Here is an 11,750-nt window from a genome sequence, read left to right as displayed (position 1 = left end):
TCACGGCCGGCAACGGGGATAGCATCGATGCCGGCGCGGACAGCGACACCCTGGTCCTCAGTGGGATTGTCCCGGGGAACCATATCGTAGAGGTGGATCTCTCCTCGACGACCGACCAGGTGGTGTCGATCGGGGGCGTTCCTGACGCCCTCGCGCAGATCAGCTTCGAGAACCTCGATGCGTCGGGGATCGGCAGTTTTGTGACCGTCATTGGGAGCGCTGGCGACAACGTCATTATCGGCTCGACCGGCACCGACAGTCTCACTGGCGGGGCGGGGAACGACACGCTCAACGGTGGGCTGGGCGCCGATACCTATCTGTTTGGTCGAGGTGACGGGCAGGATTTTGTGCAGGACAACAGCGGATCCTCTGACAAGTTACTGTACGCTGCGGACATCAACCCGCTCGATCTCGTGATCAGCCGCCAGGCCAACGATCTGCGCTTGTCGATCCATGGCTCGACGGACTCTGTGACCATTCAAAATTGGTACATCAGTTCGTCAAACCGCACGGAAACGATCCAAGCGGGCAACGGTGAGGTGCTGCTCAGCACGCAAGTTGATCAGCTGATTCAAGCGATGGCATCCTTCACCGAGCAGACCGGCCTGACCTGGGATCAAGCCATCGATCAGCAGCCGCAGGACGTGCAAACCATCTTGGCCGCAAGCTGGCAATGAGGAGGCGTGGGGGAATGTCAGTCGTCAGGCGTGATAGGTGAAGGGGCAGATGTGAGAGGAAAGGGTGGAACGTCATCCTGTATTGATGAAAGAAAACGTTTGGTCCTTTACTGTAAGTAGCCTAGGATGACGCCATGTCAGCTGATGTAGGGAGTGTTCCTCTTCATCCTTCTGATTCAGCCTCGCTTCCACCAGCCGAAGTCATCGATACAGGGCTGGTCTGCCTCCTGATCCTCGCCCGGTTCTACGATCTGCCTGCCGATGGAGCTCAGCTCCGTCATCAATTCGCCCAGTCAGGACAAGCGCTGTCTGATGCCGAGTTGCTGCGCGCAGCGAAACACCTCGGACTCAAAGCCGGCGTAGTCACGACGCAATGGAGCAAGTTGGCGGGGACGCCGTTCCCCGCGATGGCCAAGCGCAGGGACGGCCGCTATGTGGTGCTGGCCAAGATTGACGGAGACAAGGCGCTGATTCAAGACCCGGCCGCGGGGCGGCCGCTGGTCCTCTCGCGCGAGCAGTTCGAGTCAGCCTGGTCCAGCGAACTGTTGTTGTTCACCAAACGTGCGAATCTCCGGCTGCAAGATTTGAAGTTCGACTTCACCTGGTTCATTCCCGCCATCGTCAAGTATCGTAGGTTTCTCGGTGAGGTGTTGCTTGCCTCATTCTTCCTGCAGCTGTTCGCGCTGCTTACGCCGTTGTTTACCCAGGTCGTGATCGACAAGGTGCTCGTGCACAAAGGCTTCACGACCCTGCACGTGCTGGCGGTCGGGATGATCGCGCTGGCGCTGTTCGACGCTGTCCTGGGTGGACTCCGGACTTATCTCTTTTCCCATACCACCAACCGGATCGACGTCGGGCTGGGCGCCCAGTTATTCCGTCATATTCTGGCCTTGCCGCTCGCGTACTTCGAGGCTCGGCGTGTCGGCGATACGGTGGCCCGCGTGCGTGAACTGGAGCAGATTCGCCAGTTCCTCACGAGCCATGCGGTCACGGTGGTGCTCGACGTGGTGTTCACTGTCGTCTTTCTTGCTGTGATGTGGTTCTACAGTCCGGTGCTGACGGGCGTGGTGATGGTCTCGCTGCCGCTCTACGCCGTCTTGTCTGTGGCGATCACGCCGATCATTCGTGCACGGTTGCATGAGAAGTTCAATCGCGGCGCGGAGAATCAATCGTTCCTGGTCGAGGCGATCAGCGGCATTCAAACGGTCAAGGCCATGGCGGTGGAGCCGCCCCTGTTGCGGAAGTGGGAAGAGCAGCTCGCCGGATATGTCCGCGCCAGCTTTCGCGCGACCAGTGTCATCACTGTGGCCGGTCAGACGGCGGCATGTATTCAGAAGGTCACGACGGTTGCCGTCTTGTGGGTCGGCGCCTACCGGGTGATCGACGGCGATCTCAGCATCGGTCAACTCATTGCCTTCAATATGCTTTCGGCGCAGGTCACAGGCCCGCTGCTGCGGATGGTCAATCTGTGGCAGGAGTTTCAGCAGGTCGGTGTGTCGGTGCAGCGATTGGGGGATGTGCTGAACACGCAGCCGGAGCCCTCCTATAACCCGAATCGCACCACCTTGCCGCAAGTAGCCGGGCAGGTGGTGTTTGAGGATGTGACGTTCCGCTATCGCCCCGACGGGGCGGAGATCCTGCGGAAGCTGTCCTTTGCGGTCGCTCCGGGACAGGTCATCGGGATTGTCGGCCGGTCGGGGTCCGGCAAGAGCACGATTGCGAAGCTGCTGCAACGGCTGTATGTGCTTGAGCGCGGCCGAATTCTCGTCGATGGAGTGGATCTGGCGCAGGTTGATCCGGCCTGGTTGCGCCGGCAAGTCGGGGTGGTGCTGCAAGAAAACTTTCTCTTCAACCAATCTGTCCGCGACAACATCGCCCTGACGGATCCCGGATTGGCGATGGAGCAGGTGATGCAGGCGGCTAAACTGGCCGGGGCCCATGACTTCATCCTCGAATTGCCGGAAGGCTATGACACGATCGTCGGCGAGCACGGCTGCTCGCTGTCCGGTGGGCAGCGGCAACGGATCGCCATTGCCAGGGCGCTAGTGGCGAATCCACGCATTCTCATCTTCGATGAAGCGACGAGCGCCCTGGATTATGAATCGGAAGCCATTATTCAGCGGAACATGGCGCATATCTGCAAAGGGCGGACGGTGTTCATCATTGCACATCGGCTCAGCACCGTGCGTCCGGCACATCGCATCTATGTTGTGGAGAAAGGGGAGATTCTGGAGCAGGGAACACATGATGAACTGGTCCGCGCGAACGGCGCGTACGCGCGGTTATACCACCATCAGGACGGCCGCCCGGTCGCGGCGCCGAAGGCGTCGTAGGAAGGTCTGGTATGGGATCCGGATTGCTCTCTCGATATTGGTCGGTCTGGCGGGCGGCTTGGCAGGCTGAGCATGGTGCGCAAGTCGGCACAGTCTCCGGCGGGCGCGCCACGGAATTTCTTCCGGCTGTATTGGAAATCCAACAGGCCCCGCCCTCTCCGATCGGCCGGGCGGTGCTCTGGACGATTCTGGCCGCCTTCACCGCCGGTGTCACGTGGGCGACGTTCGGGTGGATCGATATCGTGGCGACGGCCCAGGGCAAGATCATTCCGAGCGGCTATTCAAAGGTGATCCAGCCCTATGAGGCCGGCGTGATCGCCGCGATTCATGTCCAGGATGGGCAAGTGGTCAGCAAAGGCGAGGTGTTGATCGATCTCGATCCGACGCAGAACCGGGCCGATCATGACCGGGCTTCCAATGAGTACCGGGCTGCGAAGGTGGAAGCCGCCCGCTTGCGCGCGCTGATCGCCGGGGCAGCGACATTCGAGGCCCCGCCGGACAGCGATCCCCAGTATGTCCTGCTGCAGCAGCAGTTGCTGCGCGATCAACTGTCCGAGTTCCAGGCCCGTGTGGCTGCGGCGCAACATCTGATCGATCAAAGGAGAGCGGCGCGGGATCAGACGAAAGAGAATCTCCGGCGATTGGAAACCACGGTGCCGATGGAGGCCGAGCGGGCGGAAGCCTACAAGAAACTGCTCGAGCACGACGCGGTGACCAAAATGGATTACATGCAGGCGGAGGAGCAACGGATCGACAAGACACAGGAGCTGGCCGGGCAGAGGAATCGGCTCCTACAGGATTTGGCGGCGCTGGCCGAAGCGGAAAAGAACTATCGGGCGTTGGTTTCGGAGTTTCAGCAGGCCAGGCAGGTCGAGCTATCGACTCTGGAGACGAAAGCGGCCTCGTTGGTTCAAGACGTGACGAAGGCGGGGCAGAAGGCCGATCTCCAGCGATTGGTGTCTCCGATCGATGGCGTGGTGCAGCAACTTGCCGTCCATACGGTCGGCGGCATTGTCACGCCCGCGCAGCAACTGCTCACCGTGGTGCCTCAAGATCATCCGGTGGAGGTCGTGGCTCAGGTCGAGAACAAAGACGTGGGGTTTGTGAAGGAAGGGCAGCCGGTCGAAATCAAGGTCGAGACGTTCATCTTCACACTCTACGGCACAATTCCCGGTACGGTGCTCAGCGTGTCGGACGATGCGGCGCCGATCGAGAAAGTCGGTCTGGTCTATCCCACGCGCGTGAGCATGGAGCGGGCGACCATCCAGGTGGAGGGGAAGCAGGTCAAGCTGTCTCCCGGAATGGCCGTCACGGTGGAGATCAAGACGGGCCAGCGGCGCATCATCGAATATCTGCTGAGTCCGTTGCTGAAGTCGGCGAAGGAAAGCCTGAGGGAACGGTAGGATGTGGTGAGACGCGCGATAGGCGAGATCAGTTGCTGGCTGGTATTGGGACTCTGTGGACTCCTGACTCCGGCGGTGAGTGCGGCTGCGGACGCACCTGCGACAGGGGCAAAGTCGGCGGCTCCGGCTCCGTTGCCGTTGTCTTTGCGCGGGGCGTTGGATGCCGCGGTGGATAACAACCCCGACGTCTTGCTCTATCGGGAGCGGATCGAGGCCGCGCGCGGGCAGGTCCTCACCCAGCTGGGCGCGATGCTGCCCAATATTGCCGGCAACGTGCGTCAGTCCAGGCAGACCCAGTTCCTGGGCACCTATGGGCTGTCTCCGGTACGGACCGATCCCTTCAGCATTTTCGACACCCGCCTGACCGCCTCCCAAAATCTGCTGAGTGTCAGCCTGATTCAGCGGTGGCGCGCTTCCCGCGAAACGATGCATGTCACTGAGTTTGAGTCCGATATCAGGAAATTCGATACCATGGCCAGTGTGGCCCTACTCTACATGGAGGGAGTTAAGGCCCTGACGATGGTCAAGATGCGCGAGGCCACTCAGCAGGTCATGACGGAGCTGCTGGCCATGGTGAGACAGCGCCAGCGGGGCGGTGTAGCGACCGGCCTCGATCTCGCCCGGCTCGAGGGGCAGCTGGCCGATGAACGGCAGGCGGGGGCCTCGGCCCGGTATGATGCCGAGCGGGCTAAGCTGGGGTTGATCAATCTCCTGGGGTTCACCTTCGAGATCCCCGTCACCCTCACCGATGACTTTCAGCTGGAGGTGCAAGACACCCCTCAGCCTCAGGCTGCCGTCGAAGCCGCCCTGACCAATCGACCGGAAGTGATGGCGCAGTACACCCGCATGCGCGTTTCAGAACTGACGTACTCCTCGATCACCGGCGAGCGATTGCCGTCGCTGGTGGCACAGGGAGACTACGGGCTGATCGGCAACCGGTGGAACAGCACGGTCGACACCTACAACATGGCCCTTGTGCTGCAAATCCCCATCTTCGACGGGGCGCAACGGGAGGGACGGATTGCCGAGGCCCGGAGTCAGTTGCGCCAGGAATCGTTCCGGATGCGGTCGGTGCTCAACCAAGTCAAAATGGAAGTCCACGATGCTGTGGCGGCTTTGGGATCGGCCAAGGAGCAAGTGGCGATTGCCCAAGCCGGGTTGCAGTCGGCTACCAGGGAGTTGGAGTTGGCTCGTGAGCGCTATGCCGTCATTACGACCGCCAGCCAGTTTGAAATGACCAACGCGCTGACGGCTGTCTCGCGCGCCAGGGAAAACGCCGTGGCAGCCCTCTTTCAGCTCAATGCCGCGCGGGTCAACCTCGCCCGAGCTACCGGCACTTTGAACGCATTAAACTAGTCCGAGTCGCTCCGTATTCTTGCCTACGCGCAGTTGGCTGACGGAGGGGAACTCGGTTCACGAGCGGCTCCGACTGCCATAAGGAGGCATCTATGCTTCTGCTGCGGAAAAGTCGTGTGAACGTGCGCGCCCGCCTACTTCACCAGCCACACGCGATAGGTCTTGGCGGCCATAGGCTTGGCGATTTTGAGCATGGCCACTGATCCCGGGTTGAGGATGTCGTCCCCGGCCGATGTCCGTCTGGCCGGGTACCGGTCGGTCCGAAGCAGGATGCCCTGGTCGTCGTAGAAGTCCACCATGATGTCGGCGGATTCTCTCAACCCGCCCTGGTAGTGGGTGCCGATCCAATCCAATCGTGTCAGGGCTTCATATTGAACGACGATGGTGCCGCTTTTATCCTCCCGGATGCTCACGATGCGCAGCACGCGATTCTGGTCGAGCCATTCGGCGGACGGGGGGCCGCCGGCCAGCGCTGTCTTGATGATGCGCGTGCTTTCTTCGACGGGGAGAAAGCCTTGCACGCGACAGGAGACGGTGCGTCCCCGTTCGAGCTGCTCGACGGTCTGCCCGTCCTGGACGTGTTGGGTCGCCAGGGTGTAGGCCAGGTCGCGGAGGAGCGCGGAGTCGATGACGGAGGCGGTCTGTTCGCGGTACAGGGGGGAGTTCACCACGGCCAATCGCCAGGCTTCCTTGCAGGCGAGGGCTTTGGCCTCGTCGACCGGCTCGGACTCGTGGGCCGCATAGCGGTAGTCGCCGGCGATCTCGATGCGCTCGGACGGCGCATCGGCGCCGTACCCTGCTACGGGGATCGCGGCGATGGCGGCCAGCCAAAGAAGGGATGCCGTGGTCTGCCGAGGGAACATGGAAGTCTCCGCTTGTCTCGCGCCCGATGTCCTATTGCGATGCTACCACGCAGGCTGCTCGACAACAATGGAGTGGACCGGTCTGCGGCGCCGGCGTGAACTGTGAGCCGGCCCGGTTCGGTCTTTGATTCGCGAGATGTGAATCGTGACAGGTGAAGGGTTCCGGATGCAGTACCGCCGGGATTCCCAGGGCTCACTCTTCACGTTGTGCCTGGGGCGGATTTTTGAAACGCCGTTGGTGGACCTTGGCCGCATCCGCCGGAAGGTCGGTCACCATGGCCTTGATGTGTTGGTGTTGGTGAGCGTGGGCATCTATTTTCCCTGTTGGGGGGCAGGACCTGGCGCCAGGTTTGCACAAGGCTCCCAAGAGCTTGTGAAAAGATGAAAATCAGGGGAATTCTGTCGCATTTGTCGCCAGCAGCAGCTTGTGGCTGGGGAATATTGCTACAGATGAGGCTTGTCATCGGCTATGATGGCGGGTTAGTTGTAACTCTGTGAGAGCGCCGGGGAAGGGATTGCCAATGATTGAAGAACGGGGCGCGGTGCTGGTTGTAGATGATGACGCGGAGATGCGGGAGCTGGTGTCCGATGTGCTGAAAGAGCGCGGGCATCAAATCACGACGGCCGGCAGCGGGCAGGAGGCGCTCAAATTATTGGCGGAGCAATACTTTGCGGTCGTCCTGACCGATCTGCGCATGAAGGGCATGCTCGGGACGGAACTGTTGAACGAAATCAAACGGCTCTACCCCGATATGGGCGTCATCCTGATGACGGCGTTCGGTTCGGTGGAGACGGCGGTAGACGCCATGAAGCAGGGCGCCAGCGACTATCTTACGAAACCGGTGAAGACGGAAGAAATCATCCGGGTCGTCGAGCGTGCGGTGCGCGAATCGGCGCTTCGACGGGAAGTCAGCCGCCTGCGGAAGGAAGTCCACAAGGAATACAGCTTTCATCACATTCTGGGGAAGAGCAAGGCGATTCAGGGAGTGTTCGATTTGATTCGTCGTGTGGCCGACGGACCGACCAACGTCCTGATCACCGGCGAGAGCGGAACGGGGAAGGAACTGGTCGCCAAGGCCATCCATTATAACAGCGACCGGAAGGATGCCCCGTTTGTTCCGGTGAATTGCGCCGCGATTCCCGAGCAATTGCTGGAAAGCGAACTTTTCGGCCACATGCGGGGCGCGTTTACCGACGCCAAGGCGGACAAGCGGGGCTTGTTCGAAGAGGCGCAGAAGGGCACGCTCTTTCTTGATGAGATCAGTGAATTGCCGTTGATGCTGCAGGCCAAGTTGCTGCGGGCGATTCAGGAGAAGGAAATTCGCCGGGTCGGCGCGAATAAGCCGGTGGCGGTCGATGTGCGCATCATCGCGGCCACCAATCTCCACCTGGCCGAAGAGGTGAAGATGAAACGGTTTCGCGACGATCTGTACTACCGGCTCAATGTGATCGAATTGAAGCTCCCCCCGCTGCGTGAGCGGCGGGAGGACATTCCCATTTTAGTGGAGGCGTTCTTGAAGAAATGCGCCGAGGCCCGGGGCAAGCATGTGAAGGGCGTGAGCGAGTCGGCGCTGGCGATGTTGATGGACTATGACTGGCCCGGCAATGTGCGGGAGTTGGAAAACGTGATCGAGCGGGCGGTCACGCTGAGCCGGGGAGAAACCATTTCGCCGGACGATCTGCCGACGGGAGTGCAGGGCGCGCGGGGCGACCGGCGTGTGCTGGACGAAGCCGCCGAGAAAACGCTGTCGCTCCATGAGATCGAAAACGAGTACATCAAGAAGATTCTGGAGAAGACCGGGGGGAATAAGTACCAGGCCGCCCATGCATTGGGAATCGACCGGAAGACCCTCTACCGGAAACTGGCCGATATGGAAGGGAAAAGCCAGGAGTGAATCCGGACGCGCTCAAGGATGAAGGCCAGTTTCGCCTGATCGTCGATGCGGCCCCGAACGGGATGCTGCTGGTCAACAAGGCCGGGACGATCGTCATGGCCAATGCCTGTGTGCTGAATCTGTTCGGGTATCAACCGGACGAGTTGATCGGGCAGTCGGTGGAGGTGCTGCTGCCGCCGGACCGCCGGGCCGCTCATCCTGCACAGCGCACAGAGTTTCACGCGCACATGAAAGCCCGATCGATGGGGGGTGGGAAGGAACTGTTCGGGCTGCGCCGGGACGGCACGGAGTTTCCGGTTGAAGTCGGCCTGACCCCGATCGACACCGGCCACGGCCGCTGTGTTCTCGCCTCGGTTGTGGATATCACGGAGCGCAAGCGGCTGGAAGCGCAGTTGCGTCGCGCGGAACGGCTGGCCGAGTTGGGGACGCTCGCGTCCGGCATGGCGCACGAGATCGGGACGCCGATGAACGTGATTCTGGGACGGGCGGAATATCTGATGGAGCGCACCAAGGAGGAGGGAACCAAGAAGGGGCTGCAGACGATCGTCAGCCAGGTGGAGCGGATTACGCGGGTGATGAACCAGTTGCTCGCGTTTGCCAGGCGCAGTCCGATCGAGCGGGCCCCGCTGGATCTTCGTCAGACGGTTCAAGCCAATCTGGAGATGTTCGAGGAGCGGTTAGTCAAGAGCCGGATCAACGTGGAGCTGGCGCTGAGCGAGGCCTGTCCCCTGGTGTATGCCGACCGGGATCAGATGAGCCAGGTATTCATCAATCTCCTCATGAATGCCATTCACGCCATGCCGGATGGAGGGGTGCTGCGGTTGACCGTGGAGGCGCAGCCCGCTGCTGTCCTGCTGACGCTCAGGGACACAGGGCACGGGATTCCCCCGGATGTGATGAACAAGATTTTCGAGCCGTTTTTCACGACCAAAGAGTTCGGCAAAGGGACCGGGTTGGGGCTGACGGTCGTGAAGGGGATCCTTGAAGAGCACGGAGGGTCTATTCATGTGGCCAGTGAGATCGGCCAAGGGACGACCGTGACCCTCTCACTGCCGATCACCGATGAAGTCAGTCCCCACTCGTCAGCCTTGTAGCTGTGGCGCAACGCGACAGGTGGACCTGTACCAGTTGACCCTTTTCTCACCAACAAAAAAATCCCTTACTGCGTTCTTTTTGATCCCAGCTCAGAAGCCCACGCGAATTCAGGTGATTTCTTGATGGAAATACCGCGTGGCGGTGGCACATCGCTTGCGAAGGTTCCGCATATGCCGGTCCTGACCGAAGAGGGGAACAACAGTGAGCCAGCCAGGAGTAATGCCCATGGTACTTATAGTCGAAGACGATTCCGAGATGCGGAGTTTGTTGCGAGATGAACTGTGGGGGGAAGGGTATCAGCTGAAGGAGGCGCGCGACGGTGACGAGGCGTTGCGCGTGGTGCGGGACTCGCCGCCGGATTTGATCCTGTCGGATCTGAAGATGCCGGGGGGGGGAGTCGAATACGTGAGCCGGTTACGGCGAAGCGTGCCTCATTGTCCCCTCGTCCTGATGACCGCTTTCGGAGACGCTAAATTAAGAGCCGACGTGCTGGCCTCGGGCGCGACGGTGTACTTCGACAAGCCCGTGCACGTCAAAGAGCTGAAGGCGACGATTAAGCGATTGTTGAGTCCTGAGTTGAGCGGGGAGAGACAAGCGGCGGGAGGCTAGCAGGCGGGGGGCAAACCGGTTACCGGGAAAGGCCCCATCTAATCCAACGGTGCGACGGTTGTGCCGTTCCAAAAGGTGTGGAGATGGCCGGATCTCAATCTAAACAGCGCGCACAGGGATTTTTTGAGGATCCCATCCTGGCTGCGCGGCTGGAAGCAATTAAACAGTTGGCGAGCGGTATGACGGACCGGGTTGCCGTGATGGATCGCGACTTCAACGTCGTGTATGCGAACGAAGCCGGGTGGCCGGGTTCATCGATGGAAGAGTCCGTCGGGCATTCGGCGAAGTGTTACGAGGCGTTTGCCCATCGGACGGACCCGTGCGAGGCCTGCCCGGCGAGCAAGGTGTTTGAAGCGCCCGAGGTGCAGTCGGTGGCCTGCGGCAGCGGCGTGGAGGGGGCTGCCTGCGGGATGCACCAGGCCTTCCCGCTGGTGTCCAGTCAGGGGGTTGTGGAGTCCATGCTGGTGCTGTTCAAACATCAGGCGCTCGGCAGTCGCGTCTCCGCCGATGCCGTTCTCGAGGATCCCTCGCCGTCGGGAGTGCGGGAGTCGCTCGGGGAGCTGCTCGGGCGGAGCCCCGTCATGCAGCAACTGTTCGACACGATTGCGTTGGTCGCGGATAGTCCGGCCACGGTCTTGATTCAAGGCGAAAGCGGGACCGGCAAAGAACTGGTGGCGAAGACGCTGCATCGGCTGAGCTACCGGCGGAAGAAGCCGTTTGTCGTGGTCGATTGCGGATCCCTTCCTGAAACGCTGCTGGAAAGCGAACTCTTCGGTCATATGAAGGGGGCCTTTACCGGCGCCACGGCGACCAAGCGAGGGTTGTTCGAAGAGGCGGACGGGGGCACGATCTTTCTGGACGAGATTGCCGACACCACGCCGGCGTTTCAGGCCAAGCTGTTGCGGGTGTTGCAGGAGGGCGAAGTCAAGCGGGTGGGCGGCAACCAGCCGATTAAAATCGACGTCCGGATCGTCTCGGCGACAAACAAGGATCTTGTCGAACTCGTGAAGGCCAAGTCGTTCCGGCAGGATTTGTATTATCGGCTGGCCGTGTTGCCGCTCTATCTTCCCCCGCTTCGCGAACGCCGGGAGGATATTCCGTTGCTGGTGGAGCACTTTGTGGCTGCATCCTGCAAGCGTCACCGGCAGCCGCTCAGGACGGTCTCTCCGGAGGTGATGCATGCGCTGAGCGGGGCGGCATGGCAGGGGAATGTCCGCGAGCTGCAGCACTACATCGAACGGGCTGTGGTGACCACTACCGGTTCCGATCTGACCTGCAAAGACATTGTGGCGCTCGGCTCGACGACAAAAGACGAGGGCTTGCGCACCGTTGTTCGTGATGCGGTGAGTCAGACCGAGCGAGCCAGGATTGTTGATGCCCTGAAGAAGACCGGCGGCAACCGGCTGAGGGCGGCCAAACTCCTCAAGATCAGCCGGGCCAGCCTCTACAATAAACTACGTGACTATGAGTTACAGTAACTCCCCGGTAGTCCCGATTCTCCCCAAATGGACTTCCGGTG

At 60.9% G+C, this 11,750-nt stretch carries 9 protein-coding genes; 8 read left to right on the top strand and 1 reads right to left on the bottom strand.

The window, feature by feature from the left end; all coding sequences use genetic code 11:
- From ACO9S2_RS17395 to ACO9S2_RS17380, 4 genes are all read left to right on the top strand, one after another.
- On the top strand, window positions 1–677 hold a 677-nt coding region (locus ACO9S2_RS17395; protein WP_423723687.1), incomplete at its 5' end, for a calcium-binding protein.
- Between the two features lie 134 nt (window positions 678–811).
- Complete coding sequence (locus ACO9S2_RS17390; protein WP_423723686.1) at window positions 812–3,010, top strand: type I secretion system permease/ATPase; 2,199 nt, start codon at window positions 812–814, stop codon at window positions 3,008–3,010.
- Window positions 3,011–3,021: 11 nt separating this feature from the next.
- The gene (locus ACO9S2_RS17385; protein WP_423723685.1) at window positions 3,022–4,413 is read left to right on the top strand and encodes an HlyD family type I secretion periplasmic adaptor subunit; all 1,392 of its coding nucleotides are present in this window, start codon (window positions 3,022–3,024) and stop codon (window positions 4,411–4,413) included.
- Between the two features lie 6 nt (window positions 4,414–4,419).
- Window positions 4,420–5,769, top strand: a complete 1,350-nt coding sequence (locus ACO9S2_RS17380) for a TolC family protein (protein ID WP_423723684.1) — start codon at window positions 4,420–4,422, stop codon at window positions 5,767–5,769.
- Between the two features lie 134 nt (window positions 5,770–5,903).
- On the opposite strand, the gene ACO9S2_RS17375 is transcribed toward ACO9S2_RS17380, so the two are convergent.
- Window positions 5,904–6,632, bottom strand: coding sequence for a hypothetical protein (locus ACO9S2_RS17375; RefSeq protein WP_423723683.1), 729 nt, complete (start codon window positions 6,630–6,632; stop codon window positions 5,904–5,906).
- A 521-nt stretch (window positions 6,633–7,153) separates the two neighbouring features.
- On the opposite strand from ACO9S2_RS17375, the gene ACO9S2_RS17370 reads away from it, so the two are divergent.
- From ACO9S2_RS17370 to ACO9S2_RS17355, 4 genes are all read left to right on the top strand, one after another.
- The gene (locus tag ACO9S2_RS17370) at window positions 7,154–8,527 is read left to right on the top strand and encodes a sigma-54-dependent transcriptional regulator (protein ID WP_423723682.1); all 1,374 of its coding nucleotides are present in this window, start codon (window positions 7,154–7,156) and stop codon (window positions 8,525–8,527) included.
- Window positions 8,524–9,621, top strand: coding sequence for a two-component system sensor histidine kinase NtrB (locus ACO9S2_RS17365; RefSeq protein WP_423723681.1), 1,098 nt, complete (start codon window positions 8,524–8,526; stop codon window positions 9,619–9,621). The genes ACO9S2_RS17370 and ACO9S2_RS17365 overlap by 4 nt, the downstream gene beginning before the upstream one ends.
- A 226-nt stretch (window positions 9,622–9,847) precedes the next feature.
- Complete coding sequence (locus tag ACO9S2_RS17360) at window positions 9,848–10,231, top strand: response regulator transcription factor (RefSeq protein ID WP_423723680.1); 384 nt, start codon at window positions 9,848–9,850, stop codon at window positions 10,229–10,231.
- An 83-nt stretch (window positions 10,232–10,314) separates the two neighbouring features.
- Window positions 10,315–11,709 (top strand): sigma-54 interaction domain-containing protein, encoded by a 1,395-nt coding sequence (locus ACO9S2_RS17355; RefSeq protein ID WP_423723679.1) that lies wholly within the window; start codon window positions 10,315–10,317, stop codon window positions 11,707–11,709.
- Window positions 11,710–11,750 lie beyond the last annotated feature (41 nt).

Origin of the sequence: Nitrospira sp. NS4 (assembly GCF_049546785.1) — a bacterium.
Classification (GTDB): Bacteria; Nitrospirota; Nitrospiria; order Nitrospirales; family Nitrospiraceae; genus Nitrospira_D.
Note: the sequence above shows the minus strand (reverse complement) of the source record. Positions and strands in the feature narration are given on the sequence as shown.

What these genes read in the sequence shown, in the direction of transcription:
- ACO9S2_RS17390 (WP_423723686.1), top strand. Translation starts at nt 812, where the DNA reads ATGTCAGCTGATGTAGGGAGTGTTCCTCTTCATCCTTCTGATTCAGCC.
- ACO9S2_RS17385 (WP_423723685.1), top strand. Translation starts at nt 3,022, where the DNA reads ATGGGATCCGGATTGCTCTCTCGATATTGGTCGGTCTGGCGGGCGGCT.
- ACO9S2_RS17375 (WP_423723683.1), bottom strand. Translation starts at nt 6,632, where the DNA reads ATGTTCCCTCGGCAGACCACGGCATCCCTTCTTTGGCTGGCCGCCATC.
- ACO9S2_RS17370 (WP_423723682.1), top strand. Translation starts at nt 7,154, where the DNA reads ATGATTGAAGAACGGGGCGCGGTGCTGGTTGTAGATGATGACGCGGAG.
- ACO9S2_RS17360 (WP_423723680.1), top strand. Translation starts at nt 9,848, where the DNA reads ATGGTACTTATAGTCGAAGACGATTCCGAGATGCGGAGTTTGTTGCGA.
- ACO9S2_RS17355 (WP_423723679.1), top strand. Translation starts at nt 10,315, where the DNA reads ATGGCCGGATCTCAATCTAAACAGCGCGCACAGGGATTTTTTGAGGAT.